We start from the raw sequence: 23,066 nt of genomic DNA, 5'->3' as shown, positions 1-23,066 counted from the left end.
ACCCTCCACTGGAGTTCGGGCTGCGCATCACCACGCTGGTGCGCGACACCACCGAACAGGCCTGGGCCGACGCCGAGGCCAAGGTCGAGGAGATGTCGAAAGGCGCCATCAAGCGCGACCCGAACCGGCACGCCGCCGTCGGCCAGCGGCGGCTGCTCGACCTGGCCGCGCGGGGAGAGGTGCTCGACGGCAACCTCTACACCGCCCCCGGCAGGTACGGGGGCAGCGGCGCGGGCACCACCTGGCTGGTCGGCTCGGCCGAGGACGTGGCGAAATCCTTGCGCGACTACCAGGCCCTCGGCATCACCCACTTCGTCCTCTCCGACACCCCCTACCTGCCGGAGATCAGACGCCAGGGCGACCGGCTCCTACCGCTGCTGCGCGGCTGACCCCGGCCGGGCCGGGCTGAGCTCACGGGACCGGCCGACGGGGTCGCGGCGGCACGTCCGTTTGGTGGCGTGCCAGGTGCCGTGGCGGCCGGCGCAGTGGGGCCGGGGCGGCTGGAGGCCGGGCTGGGCAGGGGTCGGGACGGGGCTCAGGGCGGCGGTGATGAGGAACGTGGCGGTCGTGGTGAGGGCGCCGGTGATGACGGCGAGGGCTGCTCTCGTTCCAGTTCTCATGGTGCTCCCGGTGTTGTGGTCTGCCGGGTTTGATGCTCGGTTGTCGGTGGTTGTTCGGAGTGTTGCTGCAGGTCAGGCAAGGTATCCGGGTTTGTGGCTTATGTCAGGGAGGACATTCCCGTGAACGGCGGGCGGGTGGCGGCCGTGGCAGCCACCCGCCCGTATCGCTAGGCGGCGCGATAGACGGCGATCTCGGTCATCGTCGGGGTGTACACCTCACTCGGCACCTTCCCGGTGAGCGACACCCGGAGCCGGGAGGTCGTGACGCTGCCGAAGCCGGTCACGGACCGGTCGTGCCCGATGCCGTCGGCGCGACTGGCGAACGTCACCCAGGCGCCGGTCCCGGCGTCCCACCGCCGCAGGTCGAACGTCTGGACCCGCGGGTTGGTGCCCGAGTCGGTGTACTCGTCCAGGTAGACCTCGTCGAAGGTGGTGGCCGTGCCGAAGTCGATGTCGAGCGTGATCGGGTAGGCGGCGTCGTCGGCCGCCGCCCAGCGGGTCGCCGGGTTGCCGTCGGTCAGGTTGCCGGCGACGAGCGTGCCGTTCTGGCCGGGGTGGGTCGAGCTGGCGGTGACCAGTTTGCCGAGGGCGAGGTTGACCCGGCCGTCGCCGGGCTCGTTCTCGATGGGGTCGTCGTCGACCGGGTTGGTGACCTTCACGCCGATCGGGCTCTCCGCCATGCCGATGTCCGGCGCGTCGCCGTAGTAGATGTGGGTGCCCAGGAAGTCCTCGGTGCCCAGGTGGGGGTTGTAGCGGCCGGCGTCGATGAGCGGGGAGTCGTCGCGGAGCTTGAAGTGCGCGGCGGCCGTCCGGATCCGGTCCACGCCCGCTCCGGTGACGTACTTCGCCGGATCGCCGACGAACCTCGGGTCGGCGCGCAGGCCGGCCCGGTCGGCCGGTTCCTGGGTGGAGTGGGTGCCGCCGGCCTCGTAGTAGTCGTTGTTGGCGAACACCGCCTGGCGCAGCGCGCCGCTGCGGCGGTACCAGGGCGTCGGCCTCGTCGCGGAGGTGTTGTAGAAGATGTTGTTGAGGAAGTAGACCCTGCTCAGGAACGTCTCGTCGTGCATGTAGTCGAGGTCCGCGCCGTCGTACACGAAGGTGTTGTTCGTGAAGTAGGTCGGCGAGTAGTTCGTCGACAACATGTTCTTCACCAGCACGCCGTTGTCGTTGACGCTCAGGTTGTAGCGGGCGACCGAGTTGGAGCTGTTGCCCATGTACGCCATCCAGCCCGCGGCGTTGTCGTGCGAGTAGTTGAACTGATAGGTGACGTTGAAGTTCGTGTACTCCAGGTCCCACGGGGTGCCGTCGTACTCGTTGTCCGGGCCGCCGTAGACCTCGTTGAACTGCATGACCGAGTCGGCCCCCGCCCACAGGTAGAGCCCGCAGGACACCGCGTCGTAGCGCTTGAGGAAGCCGTTGACCTCGTTGTACTCGACCGTCATGTTCTTGGCGTTGGCGAACTGGAACGCGCCCTGGCCGACGCTCTCCGCGTAGTTGTGGCCGATGTAGACGTCACGGCTGTACAGGTCGCGGGTCCGCACCCAGAGCTGCTCCCAGCCCTCGTGGAACTTCCCGCTCTCGTCGTACTGGCCGGCGTCGGCTCCGTCGGCGGCGAACCAGTTGAACGAGAACTGCACGGCGTGCAGCTCGACCTTCACGAAGGTGTTGTTCTCGATCCGGACGTCCTTGAAGTAGTAGCCGCCGGTGCCGTACGACTTGTAGCTCTTGCCGCCGAAGACCTGGAAGTTGACGCCGCCGTAGTGGATCTTCTGCCAGGTGCTCGGGCCGTCGAGGTCGTGGACGTACACGTTGGAGATGCGGAAGTGGTCCATGACGCTGTCCGCGCCGGCCGCCAGCAGATCGGCGTTGATGGAGACCATGATGCCGTCGCGGACGTAGGTCCCCGTGGTGATGTCGGCGGCGAAGTTGTCGTCGTTGGACAGCTCGACATTGTCGATCTCGAAGTACTGCTGGTTGCGCAGCACGATGGCGCCGGTCCGGCCGACCGTGTCGGGGTTCTTCGTGCCGTCCGCCCTGAAGGGGCTCGGCACCCGGCCGTTCGTCGCGATGTACGGCCGGCGGGCCTTCGAGTCGCCGTAGGCCGAGATGGCGATCGGCTTGCCCGCGCTGCCCGAGCCCTTCGGCCACAGCTGCTCGTTGTTCCACTGCTCGCCGGCCTTGAGCAGGATCCGGTCGCCGGGCTTGAACGTCGTCGCGTTCGCCTTGGCCAGGGTGCGCCAGGCGGTCTGCGGCGAGGTCCCGGCCGCGCTGTCGCGACCGGTCGTGGCGTCGATGAAGTAGTCCTTGCCGCCCGTCGGGTTCGGCGTGTTGCCCGGGAAGTCCGCCTTCTTGGCGGCGGGGGAGCGGTCCGGGGTTGCGGCGGCGGCTGCGGCGGCGCTCGCGGCGGGCGCGAGCGACCCTGCGAGCAGCGCGGCGAGCAGGGCGGTGAGGCCCACGCGGAGCGCCCGGGCCACGGGCCGCCGGCGGGCGGGCGCGGGTAATGCGGCGGGGGGTGCGGTACCGACAGGTTTCACTGTTGAACATCCTCTGCGTTGATGGCGTCCACCGCCGCCGTGTCGACCTTGAAGACGCTGCTGGCCACCCGGCGCTGGAGGAACCGGTCGAACTTCTCCTCGATGAGCGACTGCCGGATCCGCCGCGAGTACTCGGCGAACGCCGCGTCCTCGTCGACGGTCTTGCCGTTGAGCTGGTAGTACGTGATCTGGCCGGTGCCCGGGACCGGGCCGGAGATCTGGCCCGGCGCGAGCTTGCCCAGCACGGCCATGAGCTCCTGGTCGTGGGCGGCCGAGCCGCCGCCCTGCTGCGTGGCGGTCGTGAGCCTGGCGCCGGGCTCGCGGTCCGCGAGCTCCGCCAGCCGGCCGGCGGCGGCCACCCGCCGCTGGAGCCCGGCCGCGTAGCCGGCCGTGTGGTCGGCCGTGTGGTCGGCAGGGGCGCCGTCGGGCACCGGCACCACGAGCGTCGCGTACGTGTACGTGGTCGCGTTGGCGCTCCAGGAGTCCCGGTCGGCGTCGAATGCCCGCCGGACCTCGGCGTCGGTCACCCGGAGCGGGCCGTTCGCGCTGAGCCGCTGCTTCAGGCCCGTCGTGAGCCCGGTGAGCCGGTGCGAGTAGTACTCCTCGGGGGAGAACTCCGCCAGGCCGTAGACCACCTGGCCCCTGGCGATGGCGTCGGCGCGCCGCTCGTTCTCGGCGGCCAGCTCGGCGAGGAAGTCCGCGTGGTCGACGGAGCCGATCAGGTGCTGCTCCTTTGCCAGGACGAGCGCCGTCTTGTCCCGCCGGATCTCGTCCAGCGCGCGGGCCGCGAGCCGCTCGAGCGCGGTCCTGTCGCCGGCCTTCGCGTTCCAGTCGATCGCGCCCTGGAGCCGGTACCGGTTGCGTAGCTCGTTCTCCACCTGAGGCGTCAGGCGGCGCATGTGGAAGAGCAGCTCGTCGCGGGTGACGGCGTGCCCGTCGAGGGAGGCGACCTCGTCCGTACGCTGGGCGAGCGCCACGCCGCCGAGCACCAGCGCGGCGAGTGCGGCCACCACGGCGGCGATGAGGACGGCGGCGCGGGGTGACCGGCTACGAACGGCGCCCTTTCCTGTGGCCTTCTTCACGAGGACGGCTTTCATGATGCTGCTCCGATCGCGGTCACGTGGGCGACGACGGGGGTGTCCCGCGCCTGCGGCACCTCGACCAGCACGGCGTCCACCTCGGCCGGCGTGAACGTCAGGATGCGCTGGTAACCCACCGCGTTCGCCTCCGCGAGCGTCGTCCACCGGCCGCCCCGGCGGCCCCGGACCACGACGTGCTCGATGCGCTGCCCGTGCGCGATGTCCTCGCCCACCACGACCGCCTCGACCCGTCGGGGTCGCGCGAACACGAGCCGCACGCCGGGCTGGGGGTCGGCGTCGTCCGGCCGCCACGGCGTACGGCCCCCGCCGGGCCACGCGGTCGCGACGTCGCCCGCCGTACCGGACGACACCGTCACGGTCGCCTCCAGGCGCCGCGCCCGGAAGTCCTCGACGCGCCGCCCGAGCTGCTCCAGCACCGCCACGTCGGCGTCCCGCAGCAGCCCGTCACGGGCGGGCGGGACGTTGAGCAGGAAGCAGGAGTTGCCGCCGACGGCACGCAGGTAGATGGCGAACAGCTCGTCCGCGGGTCGGACCAGGGCGTCCTCGGCCGGGTGGTGGAACCATCCGGGCCGGATCGAGGTGTTCACCTCCGCCGGGTACCAGACCAGGTCGTCCTCGCGCCCCGCCAGGGCGGCGCGGCTGCCGAGGTCGAGGTCGTCGCTGCGGACCAGCCCGGCGAACGTGCCGTCGTCCGCCTGCTGCGAGCGGTCCGCGATCCGCTCGGCGTCCAGCAGGGCCCGCGGGACGACGCTCCACTCGTCGGGTCGGGTGCTGCCGGCCTCGTTGCCGCACCAGCGGACGTCGGGGCCGCACACGCTGATGACCGCGTCCGGCTGCAGCTCGCGGACCACCGCGTAGTACCGCTCCCAGTCGTACACCTGGCGCCTGCCGTTCGGGCCCTCGCCGTTCGCGCCGTCCAGCCACACCGTGAACACCGGCCCGTAGCGGGTGAGCAGCTCGGTGAGCTGGGCGACGTAGAAGTCGTCGTACGCGCTCCCGCTGCCGTAGGAGGCCTCGGTGCGGTCCCAGGGCGACAGGTAGATCCCGAACCGCAGGCCGTGCCGCCGCGCCGCCTCCGAGACCTCCGCGACCACGTCGCCGCGGCCGCCGCGCCAGGGCGACGCGGCGACCGAGTACGCGGTGACGTCGCTCGGCCACAGGCAGAAGCCGTCGTGGTGCTTGCAGGTGAGGATCACGCCGGTCATCCCGGCGGCCTTGAGCGCCCTGACCCACTGGTCGGCGTCGAGCCCTTCCGGGTCGAAGGCGGCCGGGTCGTCGTGCCCCTCGCCCCACTCCCGGTCCGTCATCGTGTTCATGCCGAAGTGGATGAACCCGTAGAACTCCATCGCCTGCCACGCGAGCTGGCGCTCGCTCGGCCGTACCGCCGCCAATGTCCGAAGAATCATCGGAACCGCCGGTTGTACGAGGCCAGCACGGCCAGCAGCCCCACGAGTGCCGCGAGCATGATCGCGAGGCTGCCCCACCCGGCCGTCGTACGGGCGGCGGCGACGACGGCGACGCAGACGGCCGCGACGAGCGTGCGAGCGGTGACGAGCAGCACGCTGCGCGTCGAATCCTTCATCACGGTTTCCTCTCTGGGAAACGGGCCGGTCAGCCCTTCACACCGCCGGATGCCATGCCTTCGATCAGCCGGCGCTGGATCAGCGCGTAGAAGATGAGGACGGGGACGATCACGATGACCATGCCGGCGTACAGCCGCCCGTAGTCGGCCGCCGCCTTCTGCGCGGTCATCAGGTTGAGCAGGCCCACCTGCAGCGTCTTGCCCTCGCCGGGCAGCAGGGTGAGCGCGATGATGAAGTCGTTCCAGTAGGCCAGGAAGTTGAACAGGATCACGGTGGTGAGCGCCGGCCGCGCCATCGGCAGCATCACCCTGACCATGACCTGGAAGCGGGAGGCCCCGTCCAGGGCCGCGGCCTCCTCGTAGTCGGCCGGGATCGACCGGAAGTACGCGGTGAGCAGGTAGATGGTGAACGGGATCGACGTGGCCGCGTAGACGAGCGAGAGGACCCCGGGGTTGTCGATGAAGAAGCCGTCGGGGAACACGTCGGCGAGCGCGCGGTCCCAGCCGACGAGCATGAGGAAGATCGGCACGACGATGTAGTTGACGTTCACGAACAGCCCGGCCAGCATCGCGACCTCGACGAGGCCGCGGCCGCGGAACTCGTACCGGGCGATGACGTAGGCCGCCGGGACGGAGACGGCCACGACGAACACCAGCCCGAGCACCGTGACCAGCACCGAGGTGAAGAAGTACCGACCCATGCGCGCGGTGACGAACGCGTCGGCGTAGTTCCGGACGTGCAGGCCTTCCGGGAGCGTCCAGGGGCTGCCGTAGAACTCGCCCTTCTCCTTGAGCGAGGCGAGCAGCACCCAGCCGACCGGCACCGCGATGGCCAGGGCGATCGCGGTGACGAGCACGTAGGTCAGCGGCCTTCCGGCGCGCTTGATCGTGGTCATGGTGGCGGTCCTCAGAACTGGAGGGGCTCGCGCCGCGTCGCCCGGCTGACCAGCAGCGACACGAGGAACGAGAAGGCGAAGACGACGACGCCGATGGCCATGCCGTAGCCGTACGACGAGTTCGTGTACGCCTGCTTGTACATGTAGCTCAGCAGGACCTCGGAGGAGCCGTCAGGCCCGCCGCCGGTCATCGCGCGGACCAGGACGAAGCTGAGATTGACCGCGCTCATGACGAAGAACGTCAGCGTCGTGCGGAGGTTCTGCCAGATGAGCGGCAGCGTGATGGCGAAGAACTGCCGCCCCGCGGACGCGCCGTCGAGCGCGGAGGCCTCGTAGATCTCCTCCGGGATGCTCGCCATGCCGGACATGTAGAGGACCATGTAGTAGCCGAGCGACTGCCAGACCATCGCGATCGCGACGGACCAGATGACGAGTTGCTGGTCGCCGAGCCAGATCTGCTGCAGGCCGTCGAGCGACAGCAGCCGCAGGGTGCCGTTGAGCAGGCCGTTCTTCTGGTCGAAGATCGCGGAGAAGATCGCCGCGATCACGACCACGGACAGCACGCTCGGCACGTACAGGACGAACCGGTACACCGTCCGGCCCCGCAGCCGTTGCCGGGTCATGATCGCCGCGAGGAACAGGCCCGTGCCCATCGTCACGACGGTCACGACGACCAGGAGCGCGACGGTGTTCTGGAACGCGCGGACGAACTGCGCGTCCTCGAGCAGCCGGGCGAAGTTGCCCAATCCGACGAAGCGCATGTCCGGGGAGAACCCGCTCCAGGTGAAGAGGGACATCCGGAACACGTTCAGGGTCGGGACGATCATGAACACCGCGAAGAGCACGAGCGCGGGCAGGAGGCAGGCGAGCACGAAGAGGCCGTCGCCGCGCCGCCGCGTGGTCACCTCACCCACCTGCCTGGCGCAGTTTCTCGCTGGCGTCGTTGAGCGCGGCCTGCCACTGGTCCTCGGTCTTGTCGCCGCTGATGATGCTGTTGGCGGTGTCGAAGAGGGCGGCCTTGATGTCGACGCCCTCGACGGGCGCGGTGCTCGCGAACCCGCCGACGAGCGCCTCGACCGTCGTCTCCTCGTAGACCTTGTAGAACTCGGCGCTCTCCCCGGACAGGCTGCTCGCGATGCCCTTGATCGGCTGGATCGCGTTCGACCTGGCGAAGATCTTCGCCGCCTCGTCGGAGTACAGGTAGGCGACGAACTCCTTCGCCGCGTCCTTGTTCTTGGCGGCGGCGGGGACCCAGACCGACTCCACCGACGTCGTGACGAAGCGCTTGCCGCCCACGGTGACCGGCGGCAGCGGCGTCAGGCCCCACTGGAAGCCGGCGGCGCGTGGGGCGTCCTTCATCTCGCCGACGACCCAGGTTCCGTTCGGCATGAACAGGGTCTTGTTGTCGAGGATCGACTGCTGGTTCTTGGTGAAGTCCTGCTCGTTGGCGTACCCGACCGTGGTCGGCGCGGCGTACTTCAGCAGCCGGGTGGTGAGGTCGAGCGCCTGCCGGGCCTGCGGCGTCTGCCACACGCCCTGCTTGTACGTCATGACGTCGGTGTAGAACTGCTCCCCGCCGACGTCGGCGAGCAGCGCGAAGAAGTACGCGTCGAGGTACCCGGCGGTCGGGTACGTGAACAGCGAGATCTTCTCCTGCTTGGCCTTCTCACCCAGCGCGAACATCTCGTCCCAGGTGGCCGGGACCTTCCAGCCCTTCTGGGCGAACAGTCCCTTGTTGTAGAAGAGCCCGCTCGGCGCGTAGTACATCGGCATCGTGTACGTCTGGCCGGTGCCGTACGGGTTGGTGTTGAGGTTGCCGACGATGCCCCCGATGAGCTTGTCGCCCACGGTCTTGTCCTCGCCGGGGACCTTCGCCTTCAGCACGGGCGTCAGGTCCTCGAGGGCCTTGTCCTTGATGAGCGTCTCGGTGAGCGCGGCCTTGCGGCCCTGGCCGAGCACCACGACGTCCGGGAAGCGCCCGGCCTTCATGTTCGGCGTGATCTCGTCCTCGATGCTCTTCGAGATCTGTAACCGCACGTCGACGCCGGGGTGGGAGGCCTTGTACGCCTGGATGACCTGGGCGTACATGTCCCGGCCGTAACCGCCTTCGAGGGCGGCGACGCTCAGGGCCGTCTTGCCGGAGCCCGAGCCGTCCCCGTCGGCCGAGCAGCCGGTGAGCAGTCCGAGCGCCGAGATCGCGGCGCTCGCGAGGACGAGTGATCTCCTCATGGTTCTGGGGTCCTTCCCGTGGACGACTGCCCACCTGGGTGAGGCGGAGGAACGAGTCCGGGGTCCGGCCGCGCCGGAGGTCACGACGACGGGGCGCCGCGCCGCCGGCCGGGGATCTGGATCTCTCGGCTGGGTCCGGACGTTGTTACAGTGGCATCGATAACATGAAGGCGCAAGAGGCACTTTGCGGACAAGCGCGACATGAGTCAGTGGTGACGCGGCGGCGCCGTCGAGTCGCGCACCGACAGCGACGCGGTGGCGAGGGCGTCGGCGGCCTCGCCGGCCAGCAGCAGGGCCACGGCCGCCGCGCCGGAGCGGTAGAAGTCCTGCCGCACGGTCGTCAGCGGCGGGTGGCAGTAGGCCGCCAGGGCGATGTCGTCGACGCTCACGATGGACACGTCGGCGGGCACCGACCGGCCGTGCTCGCGCAGCGCGCGGATCACCCCGAAGGCCATCTCGTCGCTGGCGGCGAAGACCGCTGTCACGTCCGGGATCATCGCGAGGACCTGCCCCTGCCGGTATCCCGAGTCGGGCGACCAGTCGCCCTCCAGCGGGGGCGGCGCCTGGATCCCGGCCGCGGCCAGGCACTCCTGCCAGCCCTGCCGCCGCTGGCGCGCCTCGATCCACTCGTCGGGGCCCGACACGTGCCACACCTGGCGGTGCCCGAGGTCGAGCAGGTGCTGCGTGGCGACGCGGCCCGCCTCCTTCTGGTCGATCCCGAGCACCCGGGCGCTCGCGGTGCGGGAGCCGTCAAGCGTGACGGTGGGGATGTCGCGGGTGATGTCCTCCATCTTCTGCGTCACCGAGATGAGCGGCACGGCGATCACGATGCCGTCCACCCCCTGGTCGGCGAGCTTGGACAGGGACCGCTCCATCAGGCCGGTGTCGAGCCTGGCGATGGTCGCGATGCTCACCGCGTAGCCCGCCGCGCCCGCGGCCGCCTCGACGCCGGCGGTCACCGCCGAGCGCGAGTAGTAGCCGCCGGACTGCAGCAGCACGAGCCCGACGGTGTGGCTGCGTCCGGAGGAGAGCACCCGGGCGGCGTTGTTGAAGCGGTAGCCGAGCCGCTCCACGGCGGCGATCACGCGCTTCCTGGTCTCCGGGTTGACGTTCGGCGAGTCGCGCAGCGCGCGCGAGACGGTCTGCGCCGACACCCCGGCGGCTCTGGCCACGTCAGCCATGCTCGGCTGCCTCGTGGGCCGCCCCGTGGGTTGCCCAGTGGGTTGCCCAGTGGGTTGCCCGGTGGCCTGCTCGGTGGCCTTCGTCATGGCGCTCCCCTCTTGCGGCCTGCCCGCGACGTCGTCAGCTGATCCTACCGCCCTTGTTACGTATGGCATCGATAACATAGGCTCTCCCACCGTGATCGAGCTGCCCGCGCCGGACCTCTCGCCGGCCCCGACGACGACCACGCCCCCGACCCCGACCACGAGCCCGGCCGCTGGGACCGCGCTCACCTGGCGCGGGCGCCGCCTGTACCGGCATGGCGTCCCCCATCGCATCCTGTCCGGGGGGCTGCACTACTTCCGCGTCCACCCCGACCTCTGGCGCGACCGCATTCGCCGGCTCGCCGATCTCGGGCTCAACACGGTGGACACGTACGTGGCGTGGAACTTCCACCAGCCGCGCGAGGACGAGGCGCCGCGCTTCGACGGCTGGCGGGATGTCGAGCGGTTCATCCGCACGGTGGGGGAGGAGGGGCTCGACGTCGTCGTCCGGCCCGGCCCGTACATCTGCGCGGAGTGGTCGAACGGCGGCCTGCCGAGCTGGCTCACCGGCCGCGACGTCGCGATCCGCAGCTCCGACCCCGCGTTCACCTCGGCGGTCGGCCGCTGGTTCGACGAGCTGGTCCCGCGCATCGCCGCGCTCCAGGCCGCCGAGGGCGGGCCGGTCGTGGCGGTGCAGGTGGAGAACGAGTTCGGCAGCTTCGGCGACGACCAGGCGTACCTGCGCTGGAACCGCGCGGCCCTGATCGAGCGCGGCATCGGGGAGCTGCTGTTCACCGCCGACGGGCCCACCGAGCTGATGCTGGACGGCGGCACCCTGCCGGGAACCCTGGCGGCCGCCACCCTGGGCTCCAAGCCCGACGCCGCCCGGCGACTGCTCGCGGCGCGGCGGCCGGAGGAGCCGTTCGTCGTCGCCGAGTTCTGGAACGGCTGGTTCGACCACTGGGGCGAGCGCCACCACGTCCGCGACCCCGGCGGCGTCGTGGACGCGCTCAAGCAGATCGTCGCCGACGGCGGCAGCGTGAGCATCTACATGGCGCACGGCGGGACCAACTTCGGGCTCTGGGCGGGCGCCAACGAGCAGGAGGGCCGCTTGCAGCCCACCGTGACCAGCTACGACTCCGACGCGCCGGTCGCCGAGGACGGCACGCTGACCGCCAAGTTCTTCGCCGTGCGGGAGGCGCTCGGCGCGCGCGGGCCCGTGCGGATGCCCGCGCGGACGCCGACGCTGCCGCCGGCGTCCGTCCCGCTCGTCCACCGCGCGGGCCTGCTGGCAGGTCTGCGTGCCGTGCCGGCGTCCACCTCGACCGGGCCGCGCCCGGCCCCGTTCGAGCGGCTCGGGCTGGACGCGGGCATGGTCCTGCACAGCGCGCGGCCGCGGATCCCGGCGGGCGAGCACCGGCTCGTCCTCACCGACGTACGCGACCGGGCCCTGGTCTTCGCCGACGGCGCCTTCCTCGGCGTCGCCGGCCCCGACCAGCGGGAGCTGCCGGTCCGCGGCACCGGCGCCGCCGTCCACCTGGAGGTCCTGGTCGAGAGCCTCGGCCGGGTGAACTACGGGCCCGGCATCGGCCGGCACAAGGGCCTGATCGGCCCGGTCCTCGTAGACCGGCGGATCGTGCAGGGCTGGGACAGCACGCCGATCGCCCTGCAGGAGTGGTCCACCGCCGAGCTGACCCGCGCGCTCGACGCCGGTACGGGCGAGCAGGCCGAGCACGCGGGCCCGGCGCCCGGGCACGCGGGTCCCGGGCCCGGGCAGGCCGAGCACGCCGGTCGCGGGTCCGGGACGGCCGGTTTCGCCGTCGCGACGGTGGACGTCGAGACGCCCGCGGACACCTTCCTCGCCCTGCCGGGATCCCGGCAGGGCCTCGTCTGGGTCAACGGGTTCCTGCTCGGCCGCTACTGGGACATCGGGCCGCAGGTCACGCTGTACTGCCCGGCGCCGCTGCTCCGCGAGGGCCGCAACACCGTGACGGTCCTCGAGCTCGAACGGCTCGGCGCGACCCTGGAGCTGCGCGACCGCCCCGAGCTGGGCCCGCCGGAGGAGTACGTCGAGGAGTTCGGCTGACCCGCCGGCCCCTCACCGCTGGAGCCGGGCGTCGGCCGCGGCCAGGAAGACGTCGAGCACCCCGTCGCCGACCTGCGGCTGGGCCGCGCCCCAGCGGTTGCGCGGCGGGCTGACCCGGACGGCGCGGGCCTGCCGCTGCAGGTCGCGCGACCCGGCGAGCAACGCGGCCGCCTTGGCCTCGTCCCCGGACTCCCGGGCCTGGAGCGCGTCGAGCAGGTCCACCATCGCCCGGCCCCACAGCTCGGTGGCGTCCAGCCAGGACGCGGCGTCGTCGGCGAAGCCCTTCTGCACCGCTCCGCCGCGGATGGTGGCCGGCGCCGTGGCGATGGCCTTCGCGTACGGCCGCAGCGTGGTGATCGCCTGGGTGCGCCGCCCGGCGTCCCACGCCTGCCAGAACGCGGCCACCCGCGCGGCGAGCTCGGGCGCCTGGGTCTGCCAGGGGGTGCCGCCGAAGGTCGGGGCCATGTGCTCCAGGTCGCCGAAGACCAGCAGGGCCGCGGTGGCCGCCTGGTCGCCGCCGGCGAGGTAGGCCATCGCGCGCGGCCAGCTCCTCCTCGCGTCGTACGCCTTGTCGTTCCAGGTGAAGTCCGCGGCGCCGAAGACCGCGACCTTGCTCGCGTACGGCTGGTTCATCGGGTTGGCCACGATGCCGGACAGGTGCGCGGCCAGGCCGCCCTCACGCTTGTCGTAGGGCGCCAGCAGCAGCCGGCCGCTGGTGTTGCCGTAGTCGTTGACCGGGTAGTTGTCCCAGACGAAGACCTTGCGCCCGAACAGCTGCGCCGCCTTCTCGGCCTGCGCGTTGGTGATCTCCGGCGGCACGGTGTCGGTGCCGGTCCACATCACCTCGACCGCGGGATCGAGGGAGGCCCGGATGGTCTGCTTGTACGTGGTGTCGGTCAGGTCGCCGTACTCGGTGGGCACCATCTGCAGCGGCTGGGCGCCGTCGTGGGTGGCGATGAAGTCGCGCTGCAGGTCGTTGAGCAGGTCGACCTGGGCCTTGGCAGCGGCGGTGCGTCCGGCGGCGCCGTACGCCGTCTCGTCCGCCGTGCAGTTCCAGCGGGTGTAGCTGATGTCGTCCAGCGGGATGGAGAACGCCCTGGCGCCCAGGTCGTAGAGCGCCTGCAGCTTCCGCTTGAGGATGTCGCGGTCCGCGCGGTCGGAGTAGCAGATCGACACGCCGGGGGAGAGCGCGAAGGTGAAGCGGACGTGGTTGGCGCCGGCCCGGGCCACCAGCTCGCCCAGCTCGGCGAGCTTGTCCGCCGGGTAGGGGTCGCGCCACTTGTCGCGGTGGTAGGGATCGTCCTTGGGGGCGTAGATGTAGGTGTTGGCCTTGACGTCGCCGTAGAAGTCCATCTGGTCGAGGCGTTCGGCGTGGGTCCACGGCGCGCCGTAGAAGCCTTCGATGGTGCCGCGCAGCGGCATGGATGGGAAGTCGCTGACCTGGACCCCCGCCACCTGCCAGCCGCCGCTGGACGGGACGAACAGCTGGCGCAGCGTCTGCACGGCGTAGAACTGGCCCGCGGCGTCCTTGCCGCCGAGCGCGATCTGGCGCGGCGTGCCGCCCGAGACCCGCAACGCGTACCCCTCGGCCTGGCCGGGGACGACCGTGCGGCCGAGCGCCTGCGCGATGTCCGGGCGGGCCGCGGGGCCGAGGCGGACCTTGAGCAGGCCGGACGTGCCCGCGGGGATCTTGTCGGGGGCGACCGTGTCCACCCGGCCGGCGCCGTGCGCCTTGAGCTCCCGTACGAGGCGGTCGCGGGCGGCGGGGTCGGTCTGGCCGTCGGCGACCACGAGCACCCGGCCGGTGACGACGGCGGCGGCACCGGCGCCGGTCAGCGACTGCGGGGTGGGCGACACCGAGGGCAAGGGCGGGACGGGAGCGGCATGGGCCGCGGGGACGGGCAGGAGCGCCCCCGCACACAGGGTCGCGGCCAGCGCGAGGCACGCCGCAGGGGTGATCTTGCGTCTTCTCAAGGAAGTCTCCACTGGTCTATACCCATGAGGGCTCGGGGGGCGCGCCTTTCTCTGCGCGGTCTAGACCGGCAACCTGATCATCACCCTAATATCGGCATCTTTACTGTCAAGAGTTGCAATGCAGCACATGTCCGGCAAACCCTGCCAATGAACCGGCCCGCACCCCTCCGCGTATCCGATGAATATGAGGGCAGCGACGCGGATCTACGCCGGTTCGGTGGTGGCGGCGGGGGCCGTGGTGCTGGTCGCGGCCCTGCGGTTCGGGGGTGTTGAGGCGGAGCCGGTGATCGCCGGTCTGCCCACCGCCGGCCCGGTCACCGAGTGGGCCCTGCCGCTGGTCAGGCTCGGCTACGACCTGTGCGCGGTGGCCACCCTGGGAACGTTGCTGGCCGCCGTCGTCCTCGCGCCGGCCGGCTCGCCCGAGAAGGTGGCCTGCCTGCGGGCGGCCCGGTGGTGGGCGCTGGGGTGGGCGGTCACCGCCGCCCTGAGCTACCCGCTGACCATGTCGTACGTGCTGCCGCTGCCCGTCACGGACCTGATCGCCGATCCCGGCCTGCTGCGCTACGGCCTGACCATCCCGCAGGCGCGGGCTCTGCTGCCGGTGCTGGGCGCGATCACCATGGTCGTCCTGGCCACGCGGCTGCCGCGCCTGCCCGGGTGGGTCGCGCCGGCGGTCGCCGCGTTCGGGCTGCTGCCCCCCGCCTACGTCGGGCACGCCGCCTCGGCCGCCGACCACGACGTCGCGGTCTCCGCGCTGACGGCTCACCTGATCGCCGTGTCGTTGTGGGTCGGCGGCCTGGGCGCCGTCCTCATCCACTTCCGCCGCTCCGGCGACCTGCGGGCCGTGTTGTCCCGGTTCAGCACGATCGCCTTGTGCTGTTTCGCGGCGGTGGCCGTCTCCGGGGTGGTGGGGGCGTGGGTGCGGCTGAGCGTCGTGTCCGACCTCTGGCAGACCGAGTACGGGCAGTTCCTGCTGGCCAAGACAGCCGCGCTCGCGCTGCTCGGCCTGTTCGGCTGGACCCACCGGAGCCGTACGGTCGCGCACGTCGCCGACCGGAGCGCGCGCCACGTCTTCGTCCGGCTGGCGGCGGGCGAGATGATCGTGATGATGGCGGCCATGGGCCTGGCCGTCGGCCTGTCCCGCACCCCTCCGCCGCCCCCGCCGCCGGGCGCCGGCGACGCGCATGAGCGCCTGCTGGAGTACGACCTGCCGCCCTTCACGCCCGGCGCGCTGCTCACCGAGCTCCGCCCGGACACGCTGATCCTGCTCTGCCTGGCCCTGCCCGCCGTCGGATACCTGGTCGGCGTGCACCGCGTGGGGGACTGGCCGCTCGGCCGCACGCTCGCCTGGTACGCCGGCCTGGCGCTCCTGGCGCTGGTCCTGCTCTCCGGGATCGGCGGTTACGCGCGGGCGATGCTTTCGGTCCAGGCCCTGCAGCACGTCGTGCTGGCCGTCGTGGCTCCGCTCCTGCTCTGCCTCGGGGCCCCGCTCACCCTCGCCGCCCGGGCCACCACGGAGTCCTCCCAGTACGGCGACCTCGGCGCCCGGCTCCGGAAGCGCAGGTTGACCTTCATCGCCCTGCTGCCGGCGGCGTACATGGTGGCGTTCCCGCTGCTGTACCGCACCGGCTGGCTGGTCTGGTCGCTGGCCGGTCACGCCGCCCACCTGCTCACCATGGCCCTGTTCCTGGGCGGCGGGCTGCCGGTCTTCTGGGTGCTGGCCGGCGTGGACCCGATGCCGCGCCCCGTCTCCCGGCCGCTGCGTGCCGGGCTGCTGGGCGGCGTGCTGCTAGTGCAGCTCGCCGTGGGGGCGCTCCTGCTGCTCGGCCCGCCGGTCGCGGCCGACTGGTTCTACCTGGTGGGCCCCGACGACGGGCCGGACCTCCTCACCGACCAGCAGCTGGCCGGGGCCGTCCACCTGCTCGTCCCGCTGCTCCCGCTCGCCTTCCTGGCCGTACGGCAGGCGCGGCACGTCCCAAGCCCGTGACGCACGTGCCCGGCGCCGCGGTGCGGGCGCCTCTCCTGCGGGTCATCGGCTCGGCGTCGCGTCGCTGAGGGCGGTGAGGAGGAGGTGGCGCTGGCGCAGGGTGAGGTCGCCGATGGTGGCGCCACCGTCGATCTGCGCCTTCCGCAGGGTCTCGGTGATCTCGTCGGGGGCGTGCCCCGGCAGGACGCGGAGCAGTGCCGCGGCGTCGGCCCCGATGGTGGTCGCGTCCCTGCGGGACAGCAGGGACTCCAGGCCGATCCGTCCGGTCGCGACCGCGACGCGCAGCTCGGCCGGGCTCTGCTGCCGGGAGAGCGATGCCGGGCTCGGGCGCGGCAGCGGCCCGGCGGCGACGGGCTGCGCATCGCGGCCCGACCACCGCGCGACGGCTTCACCTATGGCCTCGAACGGGCCGAGATCATCTCCGCCCAGGCCAACGGCATCACCCTGCTGCTGCTCGCGGCCTACTCGCCGTCGGGGTCAGGCGAGCTGCCCGGCCGCCGTACGCGCCGCCATCCGCCGCTCGAACCACACCGAGGTGAACGGCGGCACCGCGCACGCCAGCCCCAGCACCACGGTGCCCCGGCTCCAGCCCGCCTCCCGCGCCGAGAGCATCACCCCGGCCGCGTACAGCACGAACAGCGCGCCGTGGATCGGCCCGAACACCTTCACGCCGAGCTCGCCGGTCTCGGTCACGTGCTTGAAGAACATCCCGACCAGCAGCCCCGCCCACGAGCACGCCTCGGCCACCGCCACGAGTCGAAACCAGCGCAGCACAATCCACCCTTTCGTCCGATTATCGCGCTCACTCTACAGGTTGTAGAGCGCAGCCTGATCATCGGTCTTGCCGCACCTCGATGGCGTGATCTCCTGTTGTGAAGGTTAGCCTTACCTTATCTTTGGATGATGGGAAATCCTTCTGAGATCCGTACGGTGACGACCGAGGCCGAGCTCCGGGAGATCGTGAAAGAGCCGCCGCGGGCCATCTGGGACAAGGACATCGCCCGGATCGACGAGCACGCGCGCACGATCATCGCCCACTCGCCGTTCGTCCTGCTGGCGACCTCGAACTCGGACGGGACCTGCGACGTCTCCCCCCGAGGGGACCCCGCCGGGTCGGTGCTGGTCCTCGACGACCACCGGCTGGTGCTCGCCGACCGCCCCGGCAACCACCGGCTCGACAGTTTCCGCAACGTGCTGGACAACCCCCACGTCGGGCTGCTGTTCATCGTGCCGGGGATGAACGAGACGCTGCGGGTGAACGGCCGCGCCACGCTCGTGTCGGACGCGCCGTTCTTCGACGACCTGGTGGTCCAGGGCAAGCGGCCGCACCTGGCGGTCCTCGTCGACGTCGAGGAGCTGTACATGCACTGCGCGAAGGCGTTCCTGCGCTCGTCGCTGTGGAAGCCCGAGACCTGGCCGGACCGCAAGAGCCTGCCGACGCTCGGACGGATCGCCAAGGACCAGATGGGCATCAAGGGAGTTCCGGCGAAGGTGATCGACGCGGGTCTCGCCATGGACGCCAGGATGAACCAGTATTAGGGCGCGTCGTCAGGGGAGTGGGGGCAGAGGCTTGTCGTGGAGCCAGGCCGACAGCAGCGGCCCCACCGGCTGGGCGGCGTGCCGCTGGACGTGCGCGGCGAAGTCCTGGGTGGTGACGTTCGCGTGCCGGCGCCCCGCCGTCCAGTCGCGCAGCATGGGGAAGAAGACCTCGTCGCCCAGCGCCCGGCGCAGCGCGTGCACGGTCAGCGCACCCCGCTTGTACACGCGGTCGTCGAACAGCGTGCCCACCCCGGGGTCGGTCAGGATGAAGTCCTGCGGGAGGGCGGTGAGGCGCTGGTGCCAGCGCCGGGCGTGGGCGGCGGCGGGCTGCCCGCCCGAGGCCTCCGACCAGAGCCATTCGGCGTAGGTGGCGAACCCCTCCTGCAGCCAGATGTCGCTCCAGCGGGACAGCGTGAGGCTGTTGCCGAACCACTGGTGCGCCAGCTCGTGCGCCACCAGCCGCTCGAACCCGCGCCGCCCGTCGACGTGGTTCCTGCCGAAGATCGACATGCCCTGCGCCTCGACCGGGATGTCCAGCTCGTCGTCGACCACGACGACGACGTAGCCGCCGAACGGATAGGGCCCGAAACGGTCGGTGAACACCGCCATCATCTCGCCCTGCCGCCCGAAGTCGTGCCGGACGCGGGTGGCCAGGCGCGTCGGATGGGCCACCCGGGTGCCCGCGACCTCCGCGAGCCGGTAGCGCCCGATCTGCACGCTGGCCAGGTAGCTCGCCATCGGCTCGGGCTGATCGTAGACCCAGGTCGTGTTCCCGCCCGCGCGGCGCTGGTCGGTGAGCGCTCCGTTCGCGATGACCACGTACGGCGACGCGGTCGTCACGGAGATCCGGTACGTCGCCTTGTCCCCGGGCCGGTCGTTGCACGGGAACCAGGACGGCGCGCCGATGGGCTGCCCGGCGACCAGCGCGCCGTCGGACAGCTCCTCCCAGCCCAGCCCGCCCCACGGGCTCGGCACCGGCACCGGCCTGCCCCCGTAGCGGACCTCGACACCGGCGACGGCGCCCGCGGCCAGCGACCAGGGCAGCGTCACCCGCAGCTTGCCCTGGCCGTGCGTGTGGCGGGTGGGAACGCCGTCCACGGTGACGCCTTCGACCCGGAAGCGGCCGAGGTCCAGGTCGAGCACGCCGAGGGGTTCGGCGGCCGTCACCGTCAGCCGGGCCGTGCCGTCGAGCCGGTTGTTCGCCAACCGGTACTTCAGCGCCAGGTCATAGTGCGACACCATGTAGCGGTGGTCGCCGTGCCCGGGGAAGTACGGTGTCATCGCCACGCCGAGATGGGGTTGCCGAACCAGCGCGTACGGCCGGGCACCGACTCCCCCCGCATGACGAGCGAGGCCGGCCCGATCGTGGCGTCGGCGCCCACCCGCGCGGCGGGCAGCACCACACCGTGCGGGCCCAGCGTCGCGCCCGCGTCGAGGGTCACCGTGTCCATGTTCATGACCCGGTCGTGGAACAGGTGGGTCTGCAGGACGCAGCCCCGGTTGACGCAGGCGCCATCACCCAATGTCACCAGATCCGCCTCTGGCAGCCAGTATGTGTCACATGTGACACCATGCCCGATATGAGCCCCGAGTGAACGCAGCCACATGTTCAGCGGCGCGGTCCCCAGCCACGGCTGCGCGAACCAGGGCGCCGCCAGCACCTCCACGAAGTTGTCCGCCAGCTCGTTACGCCACACGAACGAACTCCACAGCGGCCGGCTGCCCGCCCGGATCCGGCCGACCAGCGCCCATTTGGCGGCCGTCGCGACCAGGGCGGCGGCCACACCCGCGGCCAGCAGCACCACGCCGCCCAGCGCGAGCGTCACCGCGAAGCCGTAGCTCGCCGCGAGCCACTCGAAGGCGGCGGCCACCAGGACGGCGAGCGCGACCGCGCACATCGCCGGCACCACGCGGAACGCCTCGACCAGCGCCCTGGCCGCCTTGTACCGGGCCGGCGGGTCGTAGGTGCGGCTGCGGTCGGCGTCCTCGGCGGTGCGGCGCAGCTCCATGGGCGGCATGCCCACGTACGAGGAGCCGGACCTGGCCTTCTTCGGTGTCGCCGACAGCACGCCGACCAGGCCGTCCTTGGGCACCTTGCGGCCGGGCGCGGTCATCCCCGAGTTGCCGAGGAAGGCCCGCTTGCCGATCCGCGCGGAGGCGATGCGCATCCACCCGCCGTCCAGCTCGTACGGGGCCACCATCGTGTCGTCGGCCAGGAACGCACCGTCGCCGACGGAGGTCATCGTGGGCAGCGCCAGCACCGTGGACAGCTCGACGCCGCGGCCCACCTTCATGCCGAGCGCCCGCAGCCACACGGGCGTCAGGACGCTGGCGTACAGGGGGAACAGCCAGACCCGAGCCGAGGCCATCAGCCGCCCCGTCGCCCACGCCTGCCACGCCTGGCGGCTGTGCACCGGGTGACGGCCCGCGTGCAGGCCCAGCCCGAGCAGTCGCACGCTGACCAGCGTGACCAGGGCGAAGGCCGCCATGCCCGCGAGGGTCGCGACCGGCACGCCCGGCAGGGCGGCGGCCAGGGACGCGCCGATCGTGCGCGCGTCCCCGGCGAACGCGGCCAGGACCGCGAACCCGGCCGCGGCCGCGACGGCGGGGAGCAGGCTGAGCACCATGGCGCTCACCCCGTAGACGGCGGCCCAGAACCGGGAGCGGGCGGGCCGCTCCGCCGGGCGCGACCGGCGGGACTTGCCCTGCCGGAACGCCGGCGCGCCGGCCCAGTGCCGGCCCGCCGGCACGGTGCCGGCGACCGCCGATCCGGGAGCTATCTGGGCGTTCTTCCCGATCCTGGTGCCGGGCAGCAGCGTCGAGCGGGAGCCGACGGTCGCGCCCGCGCCGATCCTGATCTCGCCGACGCGCAGCAGGTCGCCGTCGTACCAGTAGCCGCTGAGATCGACCTCCTGCTCGACCGAGGCACCTCTGCCGAGCTTGAGCAGCCCCGTGACGGGCGGCGGCGAGTGCAGGTCGGCGTCGGCGCCCACCTGGGCGCCGAGCAGCCGGGCGTACCACGCCATGTACGGGGCCCCGGCCAGGTCGGGCACGCCGAGCCGCTCCGCGAACCGCTCGGCGAACCACACCCGCAGGTGCACGCCGCCGCCGCGCGGATAGGCGCCGGGCCGCACGCCGCGCAGCACCAGCCGGGCCACGCCCGCGGACAGGCCCATCCGCCCGGCGGGGGTGACGAACAGCAGCGCGCCCAGCGCCACCCACCACCACGACAGCAGGGGAGCCCACGACGGCGCGAGCAGGTTGCCGAGCGCGGCGAGCAGCACGATCCAGCGCGCCGCGCCGGCGCTCAGCAGCACGACCATGAGCGCGGACTGGGCCAGCGCGGACCGCCCGGGCATCGGGGTCACCGGCGGCCGATCCGGCTCGGCCTCGCCCCTGCCGGCCAGCAGCCGGGCCAGCCCGCCGAGCGTCGGCTGGGCGTACACGTCGCCCACGGCCACGTCGGGATGGTCGGCGCGCAGGACCGACACCAGCCGGGCCGCGGCCAGGCTGGTGCCGCCGTCGGTGAAGAAGTCGGCGTCGGGGCCGCTCGGCGGCACACCGAGGACGGCGGTCCAGTGCCCGGCCAGCCGCGCCTCGGCCGGGCTCAGCGCGACCTCCGCGGCGGCCGGCTCGGTCAGCGGCCACGGCAGCGCGGCCCGGTCGATCTTCCCCGAGGTCCTCGTGGGCAGCGAGTCGACCGGCGCCAGGCGCGGCACCAGGGCCGCGGGCAGCGTGTCCGCGAGCCGTTCGCGCGCCTGGGCCAGGTCGAAGCCGGGCTCGGTGACGAGGTAGCCGACGAGCACCTGGTGGCCGCCACCGGCGGTGCGGACGGCGGCGGCCGCGCCCGCGACCCCGGGCAGCGCCTGCAGCGCCGCGTCCACCTCGCCCAGCTCGATCCGGCGGCCGCCCAGCTTCACCTGGTCGTCGGCCCGGCCGGCGAAGATGAGCCCGTCGGGTTCGGCGCGTACGAGGTCGCCGCTGCGGTAGGCGCGCTGCCAGCCCAGCGAGGGCAGCGGCGCGTACTTCTCGGCGTCCTTGGCAGGGTCCAGGTAGCGGGCCAGGCCGACGCCGCCGATCACCAGCTCGCCGGTCTCGCCCATGGCGACCGGCTCGCCCGTGCCGTCCACGACCGCGAGGTCCCACCCGTCGAGGGGCAGGCCGATGCGGACCGGGCCCTCGCCGGTGAGCCGCGCCGCCGTGGCCACCACGGTGGCCTCGGTGGGCCCGTACGTGTTCCACACCTCGCGCCCCGGCACGGCCAGCCGCTCGGCCAGCTCGGGCGGGCAGGCCTCGCCGCCGAAGATGAGCAGCCGGATGCCGTCGAGGTGCTCGGCCGGCCAGAGCGCGGCCAGCGTGGGCACGGTCGAGACGGCCGTGATCCGGTGGGCGGCCAGCCAAGGGCCCAGGTCCATCCCGGTGCGCACCAGGGCTCTGGGCGCGGGCACGAGGCAGGCGCCGTGCCGCCACGCCAGCCACATCTCCTCGCAGGAGGCGTCGAAGGCCACCGAGAGCCCGGCCAGCACCCGATCACCGGGGCCGAGCGGCCGCTCCTGCAGGAACAGCCCCGCTTCCGCGTCCACGAACGCGGCGGCGGACCGGTGCGTCACCGCAACGCCCTTCGGCTTGCCGGTCGAGCCGGAGGTGAAGATGATCCACGCGTCGTCGCCGGGCTCCGGCGGCGCGGGCGCCCGGCCCGGGGTGCCGGTCACCGTGAGCTCCCCGGAGACGATCGCGTCCACGCCGGCCTCGGCGAAGACGGTCTCCGCGCGCTCGGCCGGGTCGTCGGCGTCGACGGGCACGTAGGCGGCGCCGGCGGCGAGCACGGCGAGGATGGACACGTACAGCTCGGCGGTCCCCGACGCGAGGCGCACGCCGACGCGGGAGCCGCGGCCGACCCCGGCCTCGGCGAGCCCGGCGACCAGCCGGTCCACCTCCGCGCGCAGCGACAGGTAGTCGAGGACCACGGTGCCGTCGTCGATCGCCGGCGCGTGCGGGTGGCGGCGCGCGGTCTCGTCGAGGACGTCGATGAGGGTACGGGGCGATGGGGCCAGCACGCCCGCGGGGTAGACCGCGGTCGCCGCCCTCAGGCGTAAATCGGCCGGATTGCTGCGCAAGCGTGCTCCCTGGATGGACGACGGGTGACATGCCAGAGTACGCGCACCGGGTTACGGACCGGGCCGCCGGATGGCCGAGGAAAGTTTCAGATGGGCGCGCCGCCGAATCATCGAAATTTTTCGGATGACGGCCCGCCGCCTTTCGCCCCGGGTCATGCAATGACCAGCGAAAAACGCCGCAAGGGTGGGCTGACCGG

Annotated in this window: 17 protein-coding genes and 1 pseudogene; 4 read left to right on the top strand and 14 right to left on the bottom strand. The window is 72.3% G+C overall.

Annotated features, from left to right (window positions below):
- On the top strand, window positions 1–389 hold a 389-nt coding region (locus AB0J87_RS61130), incomplete at its 5' end, for an LLM class flavin-dependent oxidoreductase (RefSeq protein ID WP_363984775.1).
- On the opposite strand, the gene AB0J87_RS61125 is transcribed toward AB0J87_RS61130, so the two are convergent.
- The 10 genes and pseudogenes from AB0J87_RS61125 to AB0J87_RS61080 all read right to left on the bottom strand — a co-directional run.
- On the bottom strand, window positions 369–620 hold the full coding sequence (locus AB0J87_RS61125) for a hypothetical protein (RefSeq protein WP_363984773.1): 252 nt from the start codon (window positions 618–620) through the stop codon (window positions 369–371). The two genes, AB0J87_RS61130 and AB0J87_RS61125, sit on opposite strands and share 21 nt — an antisense overlap.
- A gap of 167 nt (window positions 621–787) precedes the next feature.
- Entirely contained in the window at window positions 788–3,154 is a 2,367-nt protein-coding gene (locus AB0J87_RS61120; protein ID WP_363984771.1) for a discoidin domain-containing protein, read from the bottom strand.
- Window positions 3,151–4,251 carry a hypothetical protein gene (locus tag AB0J87_RS61115; RefSeq protein ID WP_363984769.1) on the bottom strand — a complete coding sequence of 367 codons (1,101 nt, stop codon included), beginning with the start codon at window positions 4,249–4,251 and terminating at the stop codon, window positions 3,151–3,153. The genes AB0J87_RS61120 and AB0J87_RS61115 overlap by 4 nt, the downstream gene beginning before the upstream one ends.
- The gene (locus AB0J87_RS61110) at window positions 4,248–5,645 is read right to left on the bottom strand and encodes an alpha-L-fucosidase (protein WP_363984767.1); all 1,398 of its coding nucleotides are present in this window, start codon (window positions 5,643–5,645) and stop codon (window positions 4,248–4,250) included. Before AB0J87_RS61110 ends, AB0J87_RS61115 begins: the two co-directional genes overlap by 4 nt.
- A gap of 11 nt (window positions 5,646–5,656) precedes the next feature.
- Complete coding sequence (locus AB0J87_RS61105) at window positions 5,657–5,836, bottom strand: hypothetical protein (protein WP_363984765.1); 180 nt, start codon at window positions 5,834–5,836, stop codon at window positions 5,657–5,659.
- 29 nt (window positions 5,837–5,865) lie between these two features.
- Entirely contained in the window at window positions 5,866–6,732 is an 867-nt protein-coding gene (locus AB0J87_RS61100; protein WP_363984763.1) for a carbohydrate ABC transporter permease, read from the bottom strand.
- Between the two features lie 11 nt (window positions 6,733–6,743).
- Window positions 6,744–7,637, bottom strand: a complete 894-nt coding sequence (locus AB0J87_RS61095; RefSeq protein ID WP_363984761.1) for a sugar ABC transporter permease — start codon at window positions 7,635–7,637, stop codon at window positions 6,744–6,746.
- A gap of 1 nt (window position 7,638) precedes the next feature.
- Window positions 7,639–8,961, bottom strand: a complete 1,323-nt coding sequence (locus tag AB0J87_RS61090) for a carbohydrate ABC transporter substrate-binding protein (protein WP_363984759.1) — start codon at window positions 8,959–8,961, stop codon at window positions 7,639–7,641.
- 206 nt (window positions 8,962–9,167) lie between these two features.
- Window positions 9,168–10,142 (bottom strand): LacI family DNA-binding transcriptional regulator, encoded by a 975-nt coding sequence (locus AB0J87_RS61085; protein WP_363984779.1) that lies wholly within the window; start codon window positions 10,140–10,142, stop codon window positions 9,168–9,170.
- Between the two features lie 6 nt (window positions 10,143–10,148).
- Window positions 10,149–10,229, bottom strand: a pseudogene (locus AB0J87_RS61080) (PT domain-containing protein); the annotation flags it as partial.
- A gap of 91 nt (window positions 10,230–10,320) precedes the next feature.
- Between AB0J87_RS61080 and AB0J87_RS61075 the strand changes: the two are divergent.
- Window positions 10,321–12,252, top strand: coding sequence for a beta-galactosidase (locus AB0J87_RS61075; RefSeq protein WP_363984757.1), 1,932 nt, complete (start codon window positions 10,321–10,323; stop codon window positions 12,250–12,252).
- Window positions 12,253–12,264: 12 nt separating this feature from the next.
- Here AB0J87_RS61075 and AB0J87_RS61070 read toward each other — a convergent pair whose 3' ends face one another.
- Window positions 12,265–14,226 (bottom strand): beta-N-acetylglucosaminidase domain-containing protein, encoded by a 1,962-nt coding sequence (locus AB0J87_RS61070; RefSeq protein ID WP_363984755.1) that lies wholly within the window; start codon window positions 14,224–14,226, stop codon window positions 12,265–12,267.
- Between the two features lie 184 nt (window positions 14,227–14,410).
- Here AB0J87_RS61070 and AB0J87_RS61065 point away from each other — a divergent pair, with 184 nt between their 5' ends.
- Window positions 14,411–16,213, top strand: a complete 1,803-nt coding sequence (locus tag AB0J87_RS61065; protein WP_363984753.1) for a cytochrome c oxidase assembly protein — start codon at window positions 14,411–14,413, stop codon at window positions 16,211–16,213.
- A gap of 477 nt (window positions 16,214–16,690) precedes the next feature.
- Here the strand turns inward: AB0J87_RS61065 and AB0J87_RS61060 are convergent, their stop codons facing one another.
- Complete coding sequence (locus AB0J87_RS61060) at window positions 16,691–16,987, bottom strand: DUF3817 domain-containing protein (protein ID WP_363984751.1); 297 nt, start codon at window positions 16,985–16,987, stop codon at window positions 16,691–16,693.
- A 129-nt stretch (window positions 16,988–17,116) separates the two neighbouring features.
- Here AB0J87_RS61060 and AB0J87_RS61055 point away from each other — a divergent pair, with 129 nt between their 5' ends.
- A complete protein-coding gene (locus tag AB0J87_RS61055; RefSeq protein WP_363984749.1) occupies window positions 17,117–17,752 on the top strand; it encodes a pyridoxamine 5'-phosphate oxidase family protein in 636 nt (211 codons plus the stop codon).
- Between the two features lie 9 nt (window positions 17,753–17,761).
- Here AB0J87_RS61055 and AB0J87_RS61050 read toward each other — a convergent pair whose 3' ends face one another.
- A complete protein-coding gene (locus AB0J87_RS61050) occupies window positions 17,762–19,033 on the bottom strand; it encodes a M1 family metallopeptidase (RefSeq protein ID WP_363984777.1) in 1,272 nt (423 codons plus the stop codon).
- Window positions 19,030–22,869: a Pls/PosA family non-ribosomal peptide synthetase gene (locus tag AB0J87_RS61045; RefSeq protein WP_363984747.1), complete on the bottom strand. Its 3,840-nt coding sequence runs from the start codon at window positions 22,867–22,869 to the stop codon at window positions 19,030–19,032. The genes AB0J87_RS61050 and AB0J87_RS61045 overlap by 4 nt, the downstream gene beginning before the upstream one ends.
- Between the last annotated feature and the right edge of the window lie 197 nt (window positions 22,870–23,066).

Source organism: Nonomuraea sp. NPDC049625 (assembly GCF_040675285.1).
Lineage (GTDB): Bacteria > Actinomycetota > Actinomycetes > Streptosporangiales > Streptosporangiaceae > Nonomuraea > Nonomuraea angiospora_A.
This window is presented reverse-complemented; position numbering and strand designations above follow the sequence as displayed.

Coding starts and splice junctions, on each gene's coding strand:
- AB0J87_RS61125 (WP_363984773.1), bottom strand. CDS start 620: ATGAGAACTGGAACGAGAGCAGCCCTCGCCGTCATCACCGGCGCCCTC.
- AB0J87_RS61115 (WP_363984769.1), bottom strand. CDS start 4,251: ATGAAAGCCGTCCTCGTGAAGAAGGCCACAGGAAAGGGCGCCGTTCGT.
- AB0J87_RS61105 (WP_363984765.1), bottom strand. CDS start 5,836: ATGAAGGATTCGACGCGCAGCGTGCTGCTCGTCACCGCTCGCACGCTC.
- AB0J87_RS61100 (WP_363984763.1), bottom strand. CDS start 6,732: ATGACCACGATCAAGCGCGCCGGAAGGCCGCTGACCTACGTGCTCGTC.
- AB0J87_RS61090 (WP_363984759.1), bottom strand. CDS start 8,961: ATGAGGAGATCACTCGTCCTCGCGAGCGCCGCGATCTCGGCGCTCGGA.
- AB0J87_RS61085 (WP_363984779.1), bottom strand. CDS start 10,142: ATGGCTGACGTGGCCAGAGCCGCCGGGGTGTCGGCGCAGACCGTCTCG.
- AB0J87_RS61065 (WP_363984753.1), top strand. CDS start 14,411: ATGAGGGCAGCGACGCGGATCTACGCCGGTTCGGTGGTGGCGGCGGGG.
- AB0J87_RS61055 (WP_363984749.1), top strand. CDS start 17,117: ATGGGAAATCCTTCTGAGATCCGTACGGTGACGACCGAGGCCGAGCTC.
- AB0J87_RS61050 (WP_363984777.1), bottom strand. CDS start 19,033: ATGACACCGTACTTCCCCGGGCACGGCGACCACCGCTACATGGTGTCG.